This is a genomic window from Flavobacterium sp. KH_001 (assembly GCF_057840745.1).
In genome coordinates this window covers 3791819-3811593 of sequence record NZ_CM174520.1, presented here as the reverse complement: position 1 = coordinate 3811593, position 19775 = coordinate 3791819, and the positions used below count along the sequence as shown (strand labels likewise).

At 32.0% G+C, this 19775-nt stretch carries 16 protein-coding genes and 1 tRNA gene; 5 read left to right on the top strand and 12 right to left on the bottom strand.

All coding sequences use genetic code 11. From position 1 onward, the window contains the following. Positions 1-43: 43 nt before the first annotated feature. From AC3ITQ_RS16570 to aroB, 4 genes are all read right to left on the bottom strand, one after another. Positions 44-448: a DNA primase gene (locus AC3ITQ_RS16570; RefSeq protein ID WP_489235251.1), complete on the bottom strand. Its 405-nt coding sequence runs from the start codon at positions 446-448 to the stop codon at positions 44-46. Positions 449-457: 9 nt separating this feature from the next. Continuing rightward, positions 458-1426, bottom strand: coding sequence for a deoxyhypusine synthase family protein (locus AC3ITQ_RS16565; RefSeq protein WP_194658961.1), 969 nt, complete (start codon positions 1424-1426; stop codon positions 458-460). 97 nt (positions 1427-1523) lie between these two features. Then, positions 1524-2927 (bottom strand): type III PLP-dependent enzyme domain-containing protein, encoded by a 1404-nt coding sequence (locus AC3ITQ_RS16560; RefSeq protein ID WP_026985070.1) that lies wholly within the window; start codon positions 2925-2927, stop codon positions 1524-1526. Positions 2928-3225: 298 nt separating this feature from the next. Then, positions 3226-4293 (bottom strand): 3-dehydroquinate synthase, encoded by a 1068-nt coding sequence (aroB, locus tag AC3ITQ_RS16555; protein WP_489235250.1) that lies wholly within the window; start codon positions 4291-4293, stop codon positions 3226-3228. Positions 4294-4560: 267 nt separating this feature from the next. Between aroB and AC3ITQ_RS16550 the strand changes: the two genes are divergently transcribed. Then, the gene (locus AC3ITQ_RS16550) at positions 4561-5730 is read left to right on the top strand and encodes a proline dehydrogenase family protein (RefSeq protein WP_489235249.1); all 1170 of its coding nucleotides are present in this window, start codon (positions 4561-4563) and stop codon (positions 5728-5730) included. A gap of 87 nt (positions 5731-5817) precedes the next feature. Here the strand turns inward: AC3ITQ_RS16550 and AC3ITQ_RS16545 are convergent, their stop codons facing one another. Together AC3ITQ_RS16545 and AC3ITQ_RS16540 are read right to left on the bottom strand one after the other, a co-directional pair. Continuing rightward, complete coding sequence (locus AC3ITQ_RS16545; protein ID WP_489235248.1) at positions 5818-7125, bottom strand: porin family protein; 1308 nt, start codon at positions 7123-7125, stop codon at positions 5818-5820. Positions 7126-7166: 41 nt separating this feature from the next. Next, positions 7167-8957, bottom strand: coding sequence for an ABC transporter ATP-binding protein (locus AC3ITQ_RS16540; RefSeq protein WP_489235247.1), 1791 nt, complete (start codon positions 8955-8957; stop codon positions 7167-7169). A 264-nt stretch (positions 8958-9221) separates the two neighbouring features. Here AC3ITQ_RS16540 and AC3ITQ_RS16535 point away from each other — a divergent pair. Together AC3ITQ_RS16535 and AC3ITQ_RS16530 are read left to right on the top strand one after the other, a co-directional pair. After that, positions 9222-9296, top strand: a tRNA-Val gene (locus AC3ITQ_RS16535). 58 nt (positions 9297-9354) lie between these two features. Continuing rightward, positions 9355-9606, top strand: coding sequence for a GIY-YIG nuclease family protein (locus AC3ITQ_RS16530; RefSeq protein ID WP_489235246.1), 252 nt, complete (start codon positions 9355-9357; stop codon positions 9604-9606). A gap of 233 nt (positions 9607-9839) precedes the next feature. On the opposite strand, the gene AC3ITQ_RS16525 is transcribed toward AC3ITQ_RS16530, so the two are convergent. The 5 genes from AC3ITQ_RS16525 to AC3ITQ_RS16505 form a co-directional block, all read right to left on the bottom strand. Then, positions 9840-11519, bottom strand: a complete 1680-nt coding sequence (locus AC3ITQ_RS16525) for a S41 family peptidase (protein ID WP_489235245.1) — start codon at positions 11517-11519, stop codon at positions 9840-9842. A 117-nt stretch (positions 11520-11636) separates the two neighbouring features. Continuing rightward, positions 11637-12566 carry a DUF2268 domain-containing putative Zn-dependent protease gene (locus tag AC3ITQ_RS16520; protein ID WP_489235244.1) on the bottom strand — a complete coding sequence of 310 codons (930 nt, stop codon included), beginning with the start codon at positions 12564-12566 and terminating at the stop codon, positions 11637-11639. Positions 12567-12732: 166 nt separating this feature from the next. Continuing rightward, a complete protein-coding gene (locus AC3ITQ_RS16515) occupies positions 12733-14031 on the bottom strand; it encodes a hypothetical protein (protein ID WP_489235243.1) in 1299 nt (432 codons plus the stop codon). A gap of 129 nt (positions 14032-14160) precedes the next feature. Then, positions 14161-14952, bottom strand: a complete 792-nt coding sequence (locus tag AC3ITQ_RS16510) for a TlpA family protein disulfide reductase (protein ID WP_489235242.1) — start codon at positions 14950-14952, stop codon at positions 14161-14163. A gap of 206 nt (positions 14953-15158) precedes the next feature. Next, complete coding sequence (locus AC3ITQ_RS16505; RefSeq protein ID WP_489235240.1) at positions 15159-16895, bottom strand: amidohydrolase family protein; 1737 nt, start codon at positions 16893-16895, stop codon at positions 15159-15161. Positions 16896-17267: 372 nt separating this feature from the next. Here AC3ITQ_RS16505 and AC3ITQ_RS16500 point away from each other — a divergent pair, with 372 nt between their 5' ends. Further along, on the top strand, positions 17268-18251 hold the full coding sequence (locus AC3ITQ_RS16500; RefSeq protein ID WP_489235239.1) for a type I glyceraldehyde-3-phosphate dehydrogenase: 984 nt from the start codon (positions 17268-17270) through the stop codon (positions 18249-18251). Positions 18252-18292: 41 nt separating this feature from the next. After that, the gene (locus AC3ITQ_RS16495) at positions 18293-18907 is read left to right on the top strand and encodes a pyridoxamine 5'-phosphate oxidase family protein (protein WP_489235238.1); all 615 of its coding nucleotides are present in this window, start codon (positions 18293-18295) and stop codon (positions 18905-18907) included. 83 nt (positions 18908-18990) lie between these two features. Here the strand turns inward: AC3ITQ_RS16495 and AC3ITQ_RS16490 are convergent, their stop codons facing one another. Further along, a complete protein-coding gene (locus AC3ITQ_RS16490) occupies positions 18991-19728 on the bottom strand; it encodes an SDR family NAD(P)-dependent oxidoreductase (protein ID WP_489235237.1) in 738 nt (245 codons plus the stop codon). Positions 19729-19775: the final 47 nt, after the last annotated feature.

Sequence of the window (19775 nt, the reverse complement as noted above, 5' to 3'; positions counted from 1 at the left end):
AACTCAAATAGGAGTTCCTTTAATTTATTTTTAAAGAGATAAATTAATCTTCATCGTCTTCATCATCTTCGTCTGCAATATCATCCGGATCTCTATCTTCATCGTCATCATCGCCACCATCAACATCTGGCTTGTCTTCTTTTTCATCTTCTTCGTCATCGTCACTATCATCATCAAGATCAAGACCTTTTACTGGCTCGATAGTATCAACGTCAAGATCAATATCATCATCTTCATCGTAGTTTTCGATTCTATCAGCAAGTTTAGTACTAATTTTTACTAAATAAATAGTGTCTTCAGTACGAACTTCAACAGCTTCGATCAATTCGTTTTTAGCATTTCTAAAACGGATAACATCCGAATCATCATAACCATCAGGAAATTTTTCAACCAAAAGATTCAAAATTTCATTGGTAAGTTTAGCGTAGTCTACTATAACTCTTTTCATAAAAATATACTATAAATCTAATAAATAGGCAAAAATTAATGGAGCAACGATTGTTGCATCCGACTCAATAATAAATTTTGGGGTTTTGATATCTAATTTACCCCAAGTGATTTTCTCATTTGGAACTGCCCCAGAGTAAGAACCATAACTAGTTGTTGAATCTGAAATTTGACAGAAATAACTCCAGAATGGAATATCATGCATTTCCATATCCTGGTACAGCATTGGTACCACACAAATAGGGAAATCACCAGCAATACCACCACCAATTTGGAAGAATCCAATTCCGTTAGCGCTATTTTTTGGATACCAGTCTGCAAGGAATGTCATATATTCAATTCCAGATTTCATGGTAGATGCTTTTAAATCGCCTTTAATCACGTACGAAGCAAAGATATTTCCCATTGTACTATCTTCCCATCCCGGAACGATAATTGGTAAATTTTTCTCTGCAGCAGCGTACATCCAGCTATCTTTTAAATCTATCTCGTAATATTCTTCTAATACACCAGACAACAACATTTTGTACATGAATTCATGAGGAAAATAACGTTCTCCTTTATCATCAGCATCTTTCCAGATTTTGTAAATGTGTTTTTGCAAACGACGAAATGCTTCATGCTCAGGAATGCAGGTGTCAGTAACACGATTTAATCCTCTTTCAAGCAAAGCCCATTCGTCTTCTGGTGTTAAATCACGATAATGTGGCACTCTTTCGTAGTGAGAATGTGCTACTAAATTCATGATATCTTCTTCTAGATTGGCTCCAGTACAAGAAATAATTTGTACTTTATCTTGTCTAATTATTTCGGCAAAAATTTTACCAATTTCTGCTGTACTCATAGCGCCAGCCATACTTACCATCATTTTAGCACCATTTGCCAGTTGTTGTTCGTATCCTTTTGCGGCATCAACTAAAGCAGCAGAGTTAAAGTGTAAATAATGTTTTTCAATAAACTGACTGATTGGTCCTTTCATTTTTTTGTTTTTTTTTTGAATTAAAAGTTTAACCTTTTAGATGATACTGCAAATTAATAATTTAATAGATATTAACATTTAATTTGCAAGCTTTTTTTTATACTTTTTTTGTGTAGCCTAAAATCTTTAAAACATCGTCAGAAGTTTGTTGTTCAGAGAAAACTTCAGTTCCAATAATTCCATTTTCATCACGATCAATTAAAATATGTTTTGGCTGTGGAATCAAACAGTGGTGTAGACCTCCATATCCTCCAATTGTTTCCTGATACGCTCCCGTATTAAAGAAACCAATATACAATGGCTTTTCTTTGTTGTATTTAGGCAAATAAATAGCGTTCATATTTTGTTCTGAATTGTAATAGTCGTCACTATCGCAAGTCAATCCTCCTAATAAAACCCGCTCGTATGTATCATTCCAGCGGTTCACCGCCAGCATAATAAAACGTTTGTTTATAGCCCAAGTATCTGGCAAAGTGGTAATGAATGAAGAATCAATCATGTTCCATTTCTCTCTATCATTTTGTTGTTTTTGATACAAAATCTGATAGATCGCGCCACCGCTTTCACCTACTGTAAAAGATCCAAATTCTGTAAAAATATTTGGAACATCAACTTCGGCTTCATCGCATGCAATTTTAATCTGATTGATAATTTCATCAATCATATATTGGTAATCATATTCAAATGCCAGAGAGTTTTTAATCGGGAAACCGCCTCCAATGTTCAAGCCATCGAGAGTAGGGCATTCCTTTTTAAGTGCAATGTATACTTTAATACATTTTACCAACTCATTCCAGTAATATGCTGTATCGTTAATTCCGGTATTGATAAAAAAGTGAAGCATTTTAAGCTCTAATTTATCATTTTCCTGAATTTGTTTTTTATAAAATGAAACTATGTTCTTGTATCCAATACCCAATCTTGATGTATAAAACTCAAATTTAGGTTCTTCCTCAGCTGCAATACGAATTCCGATTTTAAATTTACCTTTTATTTCAGCCTGAAGCAAATCTAATTCTTCATAATTATCAATGATCGGAATAGTGTTTTTATGTCCGTTATTGATTAGTCTTGCAATGTTGGTAATATACTCGTCTCTTTTAAAACCATTACAAATTACATACGTACTCTTGTTGATTTTACCGTTTTCTAATAAATTTTCAACAATATTGATATCAAAAGCAGATGAAGTTTCAACATGAATATTATTTTTAAAAGCCTCATTCATAATATATTCAAAATGAGAGCTTTTTGTACAATAGCAATAGTAATACTTTGCTTCGTACTTGTTTTTTTCCATTGATTTTCTGAACCAGGCTTTTGCCTTATTAATGTTTTCAGAAATCTGTGGTAAGTAGGTAAATTTTAAAGGGGTACCGTATTGCTCAACCAATTTCATCAAATCGATATTGTGAAACTGTAGGTTGTCTTTGTTTAATTTAAATTCCTCTTGTGGAAAGTAGTAAGTCTGATTAATTAGATCGGAATATTTTGTATTCATTTATTTTTCAATATTTTAAGTTGTAATTTTTAAATTTAGTAAACGGTGCTAAATCTAAAATTCAAACCCTGATATTGGCAAATACTATCTCTAGTTTTTCATGTTCTGCTTTCGAGTATAAAAACACATCAAAACAAAACGGACTTTTACTATTATAAAAACGGTTCAACATTCTTAGTAAAGAACTATTGAGGCGGTTTCTATAAGAACTAAAGTGTATTTGTTTTTTGTTTGTTTTCATCGTGGCAAATGTAAAAAATAATATATACCTAAAGCAATGCTTTTGATTAAAAAAAGTTTAAGATTTATAATCCTGAAACGCATCTAGAATCAATTTATTTTCAACGGATTGATTAATTTTTATTTTTCCGATTCCTTCAATTAGGGCAAATTGAATTAATCCATACTCATTTTTCTTGTCATGAATAAGGAGTTCTAGTATCGGGTCGATGTCATTTTCTTCAATTTGAACATCATCGTAAATGTTTTTAAGAGCTATTTTAATTTCGGCATATTCTTCAGCAGAAATTAAACCTTTATGTAATGAAATATAGCTTTCTAAGATCATTCCAATTGCGATTGCTTCACCATGCAATAACGTAGTTTTAGTCTCACTTTCTAAAAAATAGCTTTCTATTGCGTGCCCTAATGTATGGCCAAAATTTAATGCTTTACGAATATTTTTCTCCGTTGGATCCTGAATTACAATGTCATTCTTAATTTCAACTGAACGATAAATAAGCTCGTCAAAGTCAGCATAATCAATTGATTTCAAATCTAAAAACTGCTTCCAATAGGCTGCATCATATATAAGACCGTGTTTTAACATTTCAGCTAAACCAGAACGCATTTCAGCTTGAGATAAAGTTTCAAGATAGTTCGTGTCAATTAGAACCATTTGAGGTACATTGATAACTCCAATTTGATTTTTAAGATTCCCTAAGTCAACACCTGTTTTTCCTCCAACAGAGGCATCAACCATAGATAATAATGTAGTTGGGATATTGATGAAGTTAACTCCGCGTTTGAAAGTTGAAGCGACAAATCCACCTAAATCAGTCACAACACCACCGCCAACATTGATTATAAGAGATTTTCTGTCTGCGCCAAGCTCCGTTAAAACATTCCAAATCTGAATGCAGGTTTCTATGTTTTTATTTGCTTCGCCGGCTTCAAATTCAATTATTTCAATGTTTAAATCGGTTTCAAGTAAAGGTAAAAACTTTGGAAGGCAATATTCATTCGTTTGATTATCAACTATAATAAACAAATTAGAGTATTTATTTTCTTTTAAATGTGTATTTAGCGCTTCGTATGCATTTTGGTTGAAATGTACGAGATAATTATTGGCTTGAATAGATTGCATATTTCTTTTTGGTTTATGAAACCACAAAATACGGCATTTTTAACTAAATAATATTCAAAATTTGTCTATAATTTGTTGTAAAAACGGCTTAAATAAAATGGTATTAAATAACGAAATTCTGTTTTGTGGTATTTTTTTGTCATTTTATAAAATGTCGTTTTTGTTAAAGCTTATTTTAGTACTTTAACAGTATTGAACGCAAAATACGACCCGTTTTTCTAAATAATATTCAAAACTCTCTCTATATTTGCACAAAAAACAACCTAAATGGAAAAAATATTCGATAACACTCAAGTAGCTTTCTCGCTTAAAAGTGATACTGAACTTGACAGAGCTTATTTTCTTTTTAAAATGATTGACAGTGAACCTTTGGTAAGAATTGGAACAGCTGTAACTAATTTTGCAATTAAAGCGCACCTTCCGGTTGAAGGATTGATTCGTGCAACGGTTTTTGATCATTTTTGTGGAGGAATAAATGAAGATGATTGTATAACTGTAGTAGATAAAATGTTTACAAAAGGCGTTTCATCTGTTTTAGATTATTCAGTTGAAGGAAAAGAAGAAGAAGCTCAGTTTGATGCAGCTTTAGAAATGACTTTAAAAACAATCGAATTTGCTAAAGAACGTTTAGCAATTCCGTTTGCTGTTTTTAAACCAACAGGTTTAGGCCGTTTTGAATTATATGAAAAATTAGGCGAAAAGCAAACTTTAAACCCAACAGAACAAACAGAGTGGGATAGAGTAGTGGCACGTTTTGATAAAGTTTGCAGTGAAGCACACAAAAAAGATGTTGCTTTATTGATTGATGGTGAAGAAAGCTGGATGCAGGATGCTGCGGATGATTTAGTTACCGATATGATGCGTAAATACAACAAGGAGAAAGCAATTGTTTTCAATACCTTGCAAATGTACCGTTGGGATCGTTTGGACTATTTAAAAAGATTACATGAAATTGCAAAAGCAGAAGGCTTTTTCATTGGAATGAAATTAGTTCGTGGTGCTTACATGGAAAAAGAAAACAAAAGAGCGGAAGAGAAAAACTATGTTTCGCCAATTTGTGTATCTAAAGAAGCAACAGATGTTAACTATGATGAAGCTGTGCATTATATGTTAGATCATTTAGAAACAATGTCAATTTTTGCTGGTACTCACAACGAGTTGAGTTCTTATAAGTTGATGGAGATGATGCAGCAAAGAGGAATTGCTAAAAACGATCAAAGAATTTGGTTTGGGCAATTATACGGAATGAGTGATAACATTAGTTATAACCTGGCTGAAAATGGTTATAATGTTGCTAAATACTTGCCATTTGGACCAGTAAAAGATGTTATGCCATACTTAATTCGTCGTGCTGAAGAAAACACTTCTGTAGCTGGGCAAACAAGCCGCGAATTATCAATGATTAAAGCAGAACGCAAAAGAAGAAAAGGGAAATAAATAAGTAAATTTTCAAAAAATAAAAAATCCAAATTCCAATTGTTACGATTGGAATTTGGATTTTTTTATTGGAAATTTATCTAATTTTTAGAAAGAAACCTGGCATTGCAATACCACCATACCTAAGCGATCACTTTGTTTATATTCACCAACTAGCGTTTTATCAAAAACGGCTCTGTTTTGATAGTTCAAACTGATTTTTGGACCAAAAGTGCCAGTAGTATAATAATTTGCTCCCAATTCATACATTGTCATTGGTTCATCCAATGCTTCTAAAGCAGCAATTTGAGTTGCTACATAAGGTTGAAAACGTCCTTTATTTTCCTGATTGTCCGATTTTGCAAATAAATAACCCAATTGAGCATAGTAGATATTTCCTGTTCCAACTCCAATAAAACCAGCGCCTGATCCATTAATTAAACTTCCGTCGCCAACGGCAGGATTTGGTGTTGAAACAGATTGAATGTAGTTTTTACCATAATCACAATTATTGTAAGATGCATATGCTGTTATTGCATTTCCTTTCTCGCTTAATGGACTGTCGTAAAAAACATCAAAACCTAAAACTTTCATATCATCATAAGCTATTGTTGCATCAGGAGTAAGGTGCCACATTGCCTTTGCCTGAGTTAAATAACCCAATGCTACATTGAATACTTTTTTTGTTCCCAAATACGTTCCTTTGTGGTAAGCATCCTCCAATGATTCTTTATCAAAGAAAGAATACGTTAAAATTCCGGAATATTGAGCTCTCGGCGTTTCTGTGCTTACTGTAGAATTCAGTCCTAAGTTATTTGTTGAATTTCGATACGGATTTGTTATTGCCGCACGGTAATTGAATTTACCTAAATCTCCTTTTGCGTAAATGCTTAAATTTCTGTTTCCGAAAGTTGATGATGTATTTATGAATTGCTGATACATTGGCGTATCTAAAGTAAGTTGAGAAGAAGAACTGTTTGCTGAGTAACGCGTTGTTCCTGCTCCCCAAGCTGTTAATCCACCACCAATATGAAGGCTTTTATTAAAATGATATTCACCTAAAGCATCCATAACAGAAAGCGGGGCATTTGAAGGCCCGTTATTTTGTGTGAAATTGATGTTATTCTGACCAAACTGCAAATGGAAAAAGATATTCTCTGTCAGCATTCCCATTGCCTGTAAACGCAATCGTCTGATTACAATATCATAGGTATCATCAACTTCATTTGTACCAACTTTACTTCCAGCGTTTAATTCAGAATAACGTCCCCAAACCTGAAGATTCATTCCGAATTTAATGTATTGAGATCCGTCTTTGGAGATATTGACTACATTGAAAGGTTTACCTTGTGCGAGAGCATTAATAGTATTTAAAGCAATAAATAATAAAATCAGAATAATTCGTAAATGTGGCATTTCAATAATTTAAAAGATAGTTAGTGTTATTTTTTATTTAATTAAGAATTACTAAATTGAAGATTACTAAGGTTTTTATAAATACCATTTTCAAGATTTATTAATTCCTGATGTGTTCCTTCTTCTGTAATTTTTCCGTTATCTAAAACTAAAATTTTATCAGCGTTTCTAATGGTTGAAAGACGGTGCGCAATAATAATGCTTGTTCTTCCTTCCATCAATACTTCTAAAGCCTCCTGAACTAATTTCTCACTTTCGCTATCTAAAGATGAAGTTGCTTCATCTAAAATTAAAATACTTGGATTTTTAAGCAAAGCCCTCGCAATCGCAATACGCTGACGCTGTCCACCGGATAATTTTACACCGCGTTCTCCAACTAAAGTTTCAAATTTTTCAGGGAAACCTTCCACAAAATTTAAAGCATTTGCCTGTTTTGCAGCCAGCATAATCTCTTCATCGGTTGCATCCGGTTTTCCATAAGCGATGTTTTCTCTAATGGTTCCTCCAAATAAAATTACATCCTGCGGAACAATACTCATGTTTCCACGAAGATTTTCTAAATCATAATCGTAAATATTTTTTCCGTCCACCAGAATTTCTCCCGATGTTATATCGTAAAAACGCAATAATAGTGAAGAAATAGTCGATTTTCCTGCACCACTCGGACCTACAATCGCTATCTTCTGACCGAATTCCGCACTGAAATTTACATCTTTCAACACTTCAACTTCCTTACGGGAAGGGTAACTAAAAGCTACATTTTTGAAAGATACCGTTCCTTTGATTTTTTCAATAGGTGTTGTTTTTGGATTTGCATTGATTGCCTCCGGAGTTTCTTCTAATAATTCAAAAACTCTTTCAGTAGCACCAACCGCTTTTTGAATTTGAGCATACATCTCGGCAATTCCACCAAAAGAAGCACCAATAAACGTTGTATAAAGCACGAACGAAATTAAATCACCCACACCTTCAACTTCTCCTTTAATTGTCAATGTAATGCCGTACCAAACAACGGCAACCACGCATCCAAAAAGACATAAAATGATAAACGAAGCAAAGTAACCTCTGTATTGACCGCCTTTGATAGCGATTTTTACAATTTCTTTAATCTTATTTTTATAACGCTGAATTTCATACCATTCGTTAGCAAAAGCTTTTACATTGCTGATTCCTTGTAAAGTTTCTTCAACAATTACCTGACTTTCTGCTACTTTGTCTTGTGTCTTTTTTCCGTATTTACGAATAAATCTTCCAAAAATAACGGCTGCTACAGCCACAATCGGAACTATAGCCAGCATCATTAAAGTCAATTTCGGGCTAATGTTTCCTAAAATCACAAAACCTCCAACAATTAATATAAACTGACGTAAAAATTCAGCAATTGTAGTTGTAAAAGTGTCCTGTAATTGCGAAATATCAGCGCTGATACGACTATTTAATTCTCCGACACGTTTTTGAGAATAAAACCCCATTGGTAGTTTTACCAGGTTTTCATATAAGGCAAAACGAATATTTGAAAGTGAGTTTTCAGTAAAATTTACAAATAGAGAAATTCTAAAGAAGGAGAAGATAGCCTGCAGTGTTAGAATTACCATAAGTGCAACAGCAATTTCATTTGCCCTGCTTAAATTTTTATTAGTAACACAGTCAACCAACATTCCCATTAATTTAGGAAAGGCTAGGGCAGTGGCACTAGTCAATAAGAGGAAAATCAAGCCAAGGAAAAATTTCCATTTGTGGCCTTTACCATATTTAAAAATTCGGATTGCTTTTTGAAGGGAATTAGAGTCTAATTTAGCTTTAGGTAAATCGTTTTCTTGAAATCTAGCCATTTGAGTATACAATTAAGGTATGCAAATGTAAGACTCTAACAAGTGAATACAAAAGAATATTCTAAATTACCTTTTCAGTTTTCTATTTTTAACTAAATAATAAGAAAACGTCAATTTTTATTTCCATTTTAAAAAGCTGAAAAATAGCATGGTAAACAAAAACATTAAAAAATATTTTATTTTTTTTCTAAAAACACTTGCAAATACGAATTCTAGCTGTATATTTGCACTCGCAATCACAAACGATAGCAACCTAGTAAAATAGGGCGATTAGCTCAGCTGGTTCAGAGCACCTCGTTTACACCGAGGGGGTCGGGGGTTCGAACCCCTCATCGCCCACAAACTTCCAAAAACTCCAAAGTCATTTGATTTTGGAGTTTTTTTATTCCCTAAACTCATGGAATTCATTGTTTATATTTTATTTAGTGAAAATAAGAATAAATTTTATATCGGTTTTACTTCTAATTTAGAAGAAAGATTGGTTCGTCATAATCAAAAAAGTAAAGGTTTTACAGGAAATGTAAATGACTGGAAAGTTGTTTACGCAGAAAACTACAAAACAAAAGAACTTGCACACAAGAGAGAATTACAAATTAAATCATGGAAAAGCAGAATTAAAATTCAAGAACTCATTTCCAAAAAAGATTAGCTCAGCAGATTTAGAGCATTCCGATTTTTCATCGGAAGTGGTCAGCGGTTCGAACCTTCCGATGAATCGGAACAAGCTATCATCGCCCACTAAGAAACTCTTTAAGAAATTAAGGAGTTTTTTTATACTTAAATATTCGTGATCAATAGGGGCGACATAAATCGGATCGACACGAAAATTTGTGAAGCAGCCAAAATTATACATAAATATTAGTTAGCCTAAAAAGAAAAATATTATTGAATTAACTCTATTGCCTTTTCAATATATAAGTTTGGGTTATAATTAATTGCACCATCTTTAACTTGATAATCAATTTTTAATCCTTTTCTCTGAACACCTTCGTCATTTGGGTAAAAAGCACCAACTCCTGTAAAATCTGCTATTGATTTATCTACAAGTGTGATACTATTTACGTTCATTACTGCTCCTGCAGTTTGTTCTCCTATAGTTATGCAATTGGGTGATTGCTGAATGGCCATTCCCATCCATTCTGCTTTACTTTGCGTTGATCTGTCAACTAACAATATTATCTTGCCCTTATAATAATTAGCATTGTCACTTCCTGCTGAAAATGGATTTTTTATTATACGTAATGCTGATTTACTATCGTACTCTCCATACCCTGGACCTAATGAAGTAAGTGCTTTTATAAATACTTTTTTGTTTGGATACAAATAATAAGCGATATCAGTTGCTGAAATATTAAGTGGGTAATTACGTAAATCTACAATAATACCTTTGGTGTTTTCAAATGATTTAAAAGCATTCCCAAGCTCAGATTTATTTATAATACCAAGATTTATGTAACCTACATCATTGGTTAATTGTTGCCATTTTTCTATTTTAGAACTTTCAAGACTTGTTGTAATTCTTGGATAATCTGATAGCTTATATAAATTTATATTCATATCATGTATTGTTCCATCTTTCTTTTTTAATCCAATTTGGATCGAATTGGTATTTTTAGATAATAAAATATAAAAATTTTCAGTTCTGTATTTTAAATGATTTTCATTTGATGAACTTATCAAATTGGTGAACTTATCCAAATAATAGTTTTTGAGGCTTTTTCCTTCTACGGAATAGATTACATCTCCAAGGTTTACATTGTTTTTCTTTGCTAAATCAGTATTAAATAATTGAGTGATAACTAAAGAATCATTTACTATTTTACCTTTAAAAATTGGGAATTTTGTAAAAGTATTAGAAGATGTATTTATTGATGAGTAGTCAGAATGAGAATCATTTAGTCTTGAAATAAGTTTATATTTAGCATGCTCAAACTTGACTTCATCATTACTTATAAACTCGGGAATTAATTCCGTCAGCGTTTTTGACCAAGGAGTATCTGTTAGATAAATATTGACGTTCCAATATCGCATCGTATTCCAAAATGACGCTAAAAATAATAATCGATTTGATTTGATGTTGGAATCAAAATTTGAATATCCTTTTTCATTTCTAAATTCAACCATACTAGATAATGAATTTACGGATGCATAGTAACCATAAAAGTTAGAATTATTTTTAACTTTATTAATTACATCAATCAGTTCTTGATCAAAATTTGAATTCTCAATCCAATTAAAATCTGAATTTTTGGTAAATAGATTTTTTGTGTTTAGAAAATCCGTATTGTTTTTGTATTTAGATTTTTCTGAATCAAATTTTTTAATCCAATTTACAAATTCTGTATTCAATTGCTTCTGATTAGAAATAGAAACTAAGCGATCGAACTCATTTATAAACTCCTCATTTATATCGAATTTACCTTTACTAATTTCAGGATGTTGATACTTTAGCAGCCCCCAAATATTAATTAAACTTTCAATTTTCTCATTTTCAGTTAACGTTGCTTGAGAATAAGTAAATTGAGAAAATATAATTGCAATAAGTAAAAAAATGTTTTTCATTAAGTTTTCGTTTTTTTAGAAATATTTCTGCCAACTTAGTTACTTCAGTTATAAAATGGTTGTCAAACAGCTTTGTAAGGCCCTTCAAAAAACTTCTTAATTGCTTAAGGAGTTTTTTTATTTGAAATATTCATCAAAACTTTCTTTTTTTGATTTTTGATACTTTTCAATATATACATCTAGAAAACCACTTTGCTTTAAAAATTGCATTGGATCTTTTATATTGATTATTTCATCAATTGCTTTTTGTTTGTCTTTCTGTTTATTAAAATAAGCTTCTGTTATTTTATAGCCTATCCAATATCCTAAATCATTTGGTCTGTCATCTTTTTTAGAGGTACCGTATAGCCAATCCTGATAATCAGGTTTTTTTAATCTCGCTACAAACTCCTGACATAATTTATCGAGGTTTTGTTGTCCATATTTATATTCAAACTTATTTATTGATTCTCCTGAAATAAGTTCACCTATAAAATCTGCACCTCCTTCAAGCAAACACCATTTCAACAACATATCTTTACCTTCTATTTTTTGCTGATAGTGAATAAGTTCATGTGCAATTAAACCTGAAATTCCATCCAAATTCTGAAGCTTTTCAGTGCCAATTATAATTCCTTCAGGAGAAGAAGTTCCACCCGAATTAAATCTACCGTAAACAAAATAAATAGGCGGAAACTTTGCCTTCGGATACCAATATTTTAAGGCACTATATATGGCTCTTACTCTCTTTTCCTTAGAAGGAAGACCATCTAAAACATTTCTTGAAAGTTCGTAATCTGCTTTTCTTTTCTTCACAGCAGAAAAAAGAGAATCTGCATTAAGTATTCTGTTTTCCGTAAATCCTTTAACACCAGGAGATCCTTTTTGCATATATTCAACAAACGGATTTTGTTTTGTCTTGTCCATTTTGTCAAATGCTTCCCAAAAGTTTTTTGAATCTTTAGTTTCAAAAACGGCATCTAAAGGACTGTCTGAGAAATTACTTTGTGCAAAAATTAAATTAGAAAAAACAATAAAAAGTGATGTGCAAATAAGGTTTAATTTCATATTCCGTAGTTTTAGAAAACGAATATAAGGAATATTATTACTACAAATAATTACCTTTTGAAAAGAAAAAATTTCTGATATCGTTTATCAGCATTTCTTAAATAGTAGTAAATGTTTTTTTTAGTTAAAAAATATTTTATAAAACCAATCAATAAAAAATGAAACATTAATTTTTATAACGCTTCGTATTTACGGCATTAAAAGAATATGAGACCATTAGATAACTCCACAGTGCTAACTTGTTTTCATCCTGTATTTTTGGTAAGTATTTCATTGATTCAGTTGCTTTATAAAATGAAAAAGCATAGTTTATTTCTAATTGTCTAACGGGTATATATTTCATTGAAAAATCATTTTCAAATCCGAGAAACTTTGACACTGGTTGTCCTAAATTGTTAATTAAAGGGTATTGATTATAAAAAAGATGAAAATCGGAACGAAGTGATAATTTACTATTTATTGGTATTGTAGCGAATAAATAGGGATTCACCAGACCTTTTCCGCCAACATCAGTAGGGAAACGGGTAAATACATTCATATTTCCATTAAATTTCCATGTTACGCCATATAAAACATCAAAATCTCCTGACTCGTTTGTAGCTAATGAAGATCTGCTTCCACTAATGATTTCAGCACCCAGCCGCAAGATTGATTTTTGAAGCGTTAATCGAACTTCGGGTTGAAGATAGTAGGCAAATAATTTTTGGCCTTTTGAATTTTTTCCAAATTGTATATAAGAGTTAAGTGTATAATACCATTGCGCTTTTTTAAATTCAATGCGTCCGCCTGTAGTTGCGCGGGTATACATTTGGTCTGAAGTAGTACTTTTTAGGAAATCAACTATGTTCATTGAATTAAAAGAAAAATACCTATCAGAATTATAATGAAAATTATTCATTAACAGATATTTGTAACGATTTGAAGCAACCGGAGAATAAAACGTTTCAAATTCGTCATTATAATTTCGGGTAAATAAGAAGAAAAAATCATTCGAGATATGATTCGAATATTTCATCACTCGTATGCCTTCGTGTGATCTGCCTTGTTGCGCCCATGGTGCATCAGAGAAGAGTCTGCCATTATCTAATAAAATACTTTGTCTTCCTAATCTGAAATTGAACGACTTAAATTTCGTTTCAAGGTACAACTGATAAAAATTAATACTTCCTACTTTAGAAGCTTTATTATTCTGATCCCAAAGATGAATTTCCTGCACGTCGGATTTGATTAGCCATTTTTCTCTTGCGTATTGCATCGAAATTCTGTTTCTCTGTGTAATATAGAAATAGGGATCAATGGAATCATTGGGAGGGAGTATATAATTTGAAGTATATTCGGCTCGAGGCCTTATTTCTACATCCATTATAAACTGCCTTGTCAAACTATCTGTTTGCTGCGCATTAAGCTGAAATATGATAAAAAAAAGTAATAGCGGGTTTGCTTTTATTAACGTTTTTAGTATCATAATTCTTTTATTCTATAGATTTAGTATGAAACACAATAATAATCAATTTTCATTTAATATTTGAGACATAAAAAAACTCCAACGTTTAATTGGAGTCTTTTTCTATTCTTTTCAGTATGCCTGATCTATTTATTTAGCCAACAATTTTCTAATCTCTGTCGCTATATTCTCTAAATTACCCGGAGCATTTCCTGTTGCTACAAATTTAATAACACCATTTTGATCTATTAAAAAGTTTTTTGGAATAGAAGCGGTTGCATAGTCATTCCAAATTTTCCGATCTGCATCAACGCCATAATTAAAGTTAATTCCGTCTTTTCTTAGTTTGATTACTTTATTCAATACTTTTTCCTGTGTTTCTCCACTGGATATAGCTAAAAACACAAAATCATCTTTTTTAAATGGCTCGATGATTTTTGATGGAATATCGTAAAATTCCATTAAACAAGGCGCACACCAGGTTGCCCAGAAATTCACTAAAACAACTTTACCTTTTAAATCAGAAAGTTTAATCTCTTTACCATCAACCAATTTTAAAGTAAAATCTTTTGCATTATCATTTACGTTTAAAATATATTCTTTTTCATCCGCTTTAACTACAGTTTTACCTTCTACTGGTTGGGAACTCATTTTTTTCTCATTTTCAGTTTTTTCCTGTTCCGTATACATTCCAATTAAAATTATGAATTCCTTATCTCCAATTTTATCTCCAAACTTACTGGCTAATTCATTTCTTTTCTCTTCTGAAACCCCTTTAGTCATTGATTTTACATAACCTTCGGCACCATATTTTTCAACTTTTTCCATTGAGACAATCTCATTGTTTGCGATAATTACATATTCAGGTTTTTTGACATTTTTATTTTGCCCGTAAAAGGATTGAGAAATTATTATAAGGGCCAAAAGAAATAGTTTTTTCATGTTTAGTTGGTTTTGAGATAGTTGTTTTTGTTATGATAGTTACTTTTTGGTGAATATAGGAATTATCTTTATTAAAAATATCCTAAAAATTTCCCAATAAATGGGTTTCTTACGAATAAAAAAACTCCATTATTTTTAATGAAGTTTTACTAACCAAATATTATTTTACAATTTCTCTGTTTTATTTTAAGGATGCCCCATTTATATTAATCAATGAAATAAACCTTTTTAATCTTATTGTTTTCAATATGATAAATGGCAACCGCTTCTACGATTTCTTTTCCAAACTGAACACGTTCTTTATCTATTACGGTATTCCCCTGAACAATTCGTCCCAATAATTCGCAATGTAAATTAGGAACTTTTTCAAACATCGAAGCGTAGTTTTTTCGCATTTCAGCCTTTCCTTTTTCTATTAATTTATCGGGGTAATTATAAATTTCAACATCTTCTGCGTACGGTTCTAAAAAAGCATCTATGTTTCTTAAATTGTAAGCATTTAATTGTCTCTGTACCAATGCAAGCGGAGTTTCTTCAATAATTGATTCGGGTTTAAAAACGACTCCATTATTAATAACACGATCTATTTTTGAGAAGTTTTCAATAGTATCAACAGGATTGGCATTCAGTAATATCAGATTTGCTTTTTTCCCAACAGAAACAGTTCCAAATATGTTTTCTTTATCTAAAATTTTGGCTCCGTTAATCGTCGAAGCCTGAATTATTTTCCAATTACTCATACCGCTTTTTTGCATCGCTATTAGTTCATTTAAATAAGAAGATGCATGCAAAGTACCAATATTTCCGGCATCTGTTCCCGTGGCTATTAAAACACCGGCATCAGATAATTTTTTAAGATTTTCTGAACTGATTGTATTCACTTTTGTCATTCTGGCTATTTCTTTTTCAGAATTCATATGAGTTTTGTACTTATTAACAAGTACAGTATCAGACAAATGTTTCAGGTCTAAAAGTGTTCCTAGCTGAAAAGGATCTGCCGTTTGCAATTCATGAGTACTTATCTTTAATTTTTGCCCTAAAGTATTTTCGTAACCATTAAAAACTTCTAAAGTAGGGCAGAGGATTGTTTTATTCTTTTTTAGTAATTGTATAAAATCATCTTTTACAATTTCATCATCTACGCTATGCACCAGAAAATCACAACCGTTTTCTACTGCTAATTGTGCTGTAATTCTCTCTGTGGCATGAACCGCAACTTTTAAATTGTTTTTGTGCGCTTCGTCAATAATAGCTTTAATAATAGGCAAATTTTTTCTGGCACTCGCTTCCGTTTCTAAACCATCTGCACCTACAATGTACCAAATCTTGATGAAATCAGGATGATAAGGCAATTGTTCCTGAACCATTTTTATTCCGTCATCAACAGTTTTTACTAAACTAAATGGCGTTTCCTCTTTTAGATTTTTATATGCCTCCGGTTCGTAGGTTGTCAATAAAGGCCCGGTCATATAAATACTGGGCGCATAATCTTTATTTTTGAATAATTCTCTCTGCTTCAGATAACTGTATGAAGCACCAACATCAATTACATTAGTAATACCATTTTGAAGATATCTTTTCAGCTTATCTTCCATAGTTTGATGTGCCAATTTCATTTCCTTTTCATAAGGAACTTCATTTCTTAAATTGATAACATCTGGGCGTGTGTACAGACCGCCATTCTGAAAAAAATGCACGTGGGCATCTGTGAGTCCTGGAAAAAGATATTTACCTTTTCCGTCAATTACGGTTGCATTCGCAGGGATTTTTATTTTACTGGACTGAATTTTAGAAATTAAATCATTAGTAATAATAACGGTTTGGTTGAGAATTAGTTTTTGTTTTTCAACATCAGCCACTGCTACATTGGTTATGTAAGTTTGGGCGAAAAGCGGAGAAAATAGAACTAAAAATACGACTGTAAAAAGGAGTTTCTTTATCATAATGGCCTTTGTTAATTATTCTATTGCTTATTTATCTAATTAAAATAAAAGCCAATTAAACTGACATTATAACAATTAGACTTAACGAATATAAGAAATATCTTTATTCTGGATAATTAATTCAATTCTGCAATATGATCTATAATTAGTTAACTTTTTCACTTTGCAGGATTTAACTATAGCTTAAAAAAGAGCTATCTAGTTGATTATTAAATTTGTATATTTATAAAACTTCCAATCAGCGATGAAAAAGATAAGATGAATAATCAAAATAAGGAAAAATAGCCAACTCTTCGGGAAGATCTGTCTAGCTTCAAAGACAGAAATAAACAGAACTTTGTAATGTAATCATATAATTTAAAATTTAAGATCATGAGAAAAATAGCAATTAATGGTTTTGGCAGAATTGGAAGGTCATCACTAAAAATAATTTTGGATACACCAGATTTAGAAGTGGTAGGAATTAATGATTTAATGACAATCGAAAATGCAGTTTACTTATTAAAATACGATAGCATTTACGGTAAATACAATAAGGCAATAAGTTTTGAAGGCGATTTTATATTGGTAGACGATAACAAAATAAGATATACAGCAATAAAAGACCCTGCAGAATTACCATGGAAAGAGTTGCAGGTAGATGTCGTAATAGAAAGTACAGGTTTTTTTACCAATAAAGCAGATGCTGAAAAACATTTAACTGCAGGATCTAAATTCGTGGTAATATCCGGGCCAACTAAAGATACACCAACGGTGGTTCATGGCGTGAATACTGAAGATGGAAAAGTGGCCGTGTTTTCATGTGCCAGCTGTACCACAAATAATATAAGTCCGATTATTGAAATCTTAGGCCGACGAATAGGGATTAAAAAAGCGATTTTAAATACGACTCACGCTTATACAGCATCACAAACATTGGTTGATGCTCCGTCTAAAAGAGAGCCAAGAATGGGGAGAACGGCAGGAATGAATTTAGCTCCGGCCGCAACTGGTGCTGCAATCGCAACAACAAAAGCTTTACCACAATATTTAGGAAAATTTGATGGTGTTGCTGTGAGAGTTCCGGTTGCCGTGGGTTCTATATCTGATATTACTTTTGTGACTGAAAAACCAACCACTGTTGAAGAAATTAATTCAATATTAATCGAAGAATCAAAAACGGATCGTTATCACAAAGTAGTTGCTGTAACTGATGAACCACTGGTTTCTACTGATATAATACAAAGTCCGTTTGCTGCCACTGTCGATTTAGAAATGACTCGTGTTGTTGATGGAGATTTAGTTAAAGTAATGGCCTGGTATGACAACGAATGGGGCTTTACCAACCAAATGATCAGACAGATTCAGGAATTATAATATTCTAAAGAAGTAAGGTAGAAAAATCTAAAGCACTCGTTATGAACTACGCACAATTAGCTTTCACAGAAAATATTAAAAAAATTCAGGAAGAAGCCGGAAGCAGGAATTCTTATGACCGAATGGAAAAAATGTCGGTTGTAGATGGATTGACGGAGAACGAAATAAGATTTATTGGTGACAGAGATAGTTTTTATATAGCGAGTTTTGGAGAGAATGAATATCCATACATTCAGCATCGCGGTGGACCGGTCGGGTTTATTAAAGTCATTGACAACAAAACAATTGGAATTGTTGATTTTTCCGGTAACAGACAATATATTTCGACAGGGAATATTTCTAAAAATGAAAACGTAGCGCTTATAATGGTTTCTTATCCACAAAGAGCCAGATTAAAAATCTATGCAAAAGCAAAAATCTTAGAATTGAAAGAAAACGAAGCCCTATATGATGCTTTAAAACCCGAAGAGTATAAGTTCCGTCCGGAAAGAATGATGATTTTTGAAATTCAGGCCTATGATTGGAATTGCCCACAGCATATTACACCTCGTTATTCAACCGAAGAAATTGAAGAAGCCTTATTACCTCAAAAAAAATACATCAATGATCTGGAAAATAGAGTAAAAGAACTTGAATTGAAATTATCAGATAAATAAAACAACTATTAATATTTTGGCTTTAAAATAGAAAACCTCCATTATTTCTAATGGAGGTTTTGCAAATAAGTTTAAATTATTTTTTACCACGGACTAATTCCGCTTTCATCTTCAATATCATTACTGTAGAACATTCCTGTTGGCGCATCATCAGTTGTCACCGTGTGGTTAATGATAAAAGTTGCAGCGCTTTCAACTGTTCCGGGACCGCTGTGGTGATTAAAATCTGTTGCGGTATATCCAGGATCAATGGCATTTACTTTGAATGATAAATCTTTGAGTTCATAAGCCAATGTAATGGTGTAAGCGTTTAAGGCTGCTTTTGAAGTAACATAACTAGCGGCTTTAAAGTTGTAGTATTTCCAATTTGGATCGCTGTGTAAAGTTAGAGACCCTAAACCAGAAGTAATATTACTAATTCTTGGAGCCTCAGATTTTTTAAGCAATTCTAAAAATGCTTGTGTAACGCTAATTACACCGAAAAAATTGGTATCAAAAACCTGTTGAATAGCTGTAATTGATGTATTTGAAGCATTTTGAGGAAATTCTCCGCTGATGCCGGCATTATTTATCAGAATATCTAATTTACCCTGTTCTTTTTCGACAATATTCTTTGCTGCTAAAATCGATTCCGGTTTTGTTACATCAATTTCAATGGCTTTAATATTCTGAAAACCATTTTCATTTAATTCTTTTACAACTTCATTACCTTTTTCAAGATTTCTGCTTCCCAAATAAACAAACAGACCTTTTTCTGAAAGTTGTTTTGTTATTTCTAATCCAATGCTTCTATTAGCTCCTGTAATCAATACGATCTTCATTTTTTATTTGTTTTAAATTATTGAAGCAAAGTTCCTTCATTAAAAAA

What these genes read in the sequence shown, in the direction of transcription:
- AC3ITQ_RS16570 (WP_489235251.1), bottom strand. Translation starts at nt 448, where the DNA reads ATGAAAAGAGTTATAGTAGACTACGCTAAACTTACCAATGAAATTTTG.
- AC3ITQ_RS16565 (WP_194658961.1), bottom strand. Translation starts at nt 1,426, where the DNA reads ATGAAAGGACCAATCAGTCAGTTTATTGAAAAACATTATTTACACTTT.
- AC3ITQ_RS16560 (WP_026985070.1), bottom strand. Translation starts at nt 2,927, where the DNA reads ATGAATACAAAATATTCCGATCTAATTAATCAGACTTACTACTTTCCA.
- aroB (WP_489235250.1), bottom strand. Translation starts at nt 4,293, where the DNA reads ATGCAATCTATTCAAGCCAATAATTATCTCGTACATTTCAACCAAAAT.
- AC3ITQ_RS16550 (WP_489235249.1), top strand. Translation starts at nt 4,561, where the DNA reads ATGGAAAAAATATTCGATAACACTCAAGTAGCTTTCTCGCTTAAAAGT.
- AC3ITQ_RS16545 (WP_489235248.1), bottom strand. Translation starts at nt 7,125, where the DNA reads ATGCCACATTTACGAATTATTCTGATTTTATTATTTATTGCTTTAAAT.
- AC3ITQ_RS16540 (WP_489235247.1), bottom strand. Translation starts at nt 8,957, where the DNA reads ATGGCTAGATTTCAAGAAAACGATTTACCTAAAGCTAAATTAGACTCT.
- AC3ITQ_RS16530 (WP_489235246.1), top strand. Translation starts at nt 9,355, where the DNA reads ATGGAATTCATTGTTTATATTTTATTTAGTGAAAATAAGAATAAATTT.
- AC3ITQ_RS16525 (WP_489235245.1), bottom strand. Translation starts at nt 11,519, where the DNA reads ATGAAAAACATTTTTTTACTTATTGCAATTATATTTTCTCAATTTACT.
- AC3ITQ_RS16520 (WP_489235244.1), bottom strand. Translation starts at nt 12,566, where the DNA reads ATGAAATTAAACCTTATTTGCACATCACTTTTTATTGTTTTTTCTAAT.
- AC3ITQ_RS16515 (WP_489235243.1), bottom strand. Translation starts at nt 14,031, where the DNA reads ATGATACTAAAAACGTTAATAAAAGCAAACCCGCTATTACTTTTTTTT.
- AC3ITQ_RS16510 (WP_489235242.1), bottom strand. Translation starts at nt 14,952, where the DNA reads ATGAAAAAACTATTTCTTTTGGCCCTTATAATAATTTCTCAATCCTTT.
- AC3ITQ_RS16505 (WP_489235240.1), bottom strand. Translation starts at nt 16,895, where the DNA reads ATGATAAAGAAACTCCTTTTTACAGTCGTATTTTTAGTTCTATTTTCT.
- AC3ITQ_RS16500 (WP_489235239.1), top strand. Translation starts at nt 17,268, where the DNA reads ATGAGAAAAATAGCAATTAATGGTTTTGGCAGAATTGGAAGGTCATCA.
- AC3ITQ_RS16495 (WP_489235238.1), top strand. Translation starts at nt 18,293, where the DNA reads ATGAACTACGCACAATTAGCTTTCACAGAAAATATTAAAAAAATTCAG.
- AC3ITQ_RS16490 (WP_489235237.1), bottom strand. Translation starts at nt 19,728, where the DNA reads ATGAAGATCGTATTGATTACAGGAGCTAATAGAAGCATTGGATTAGAA.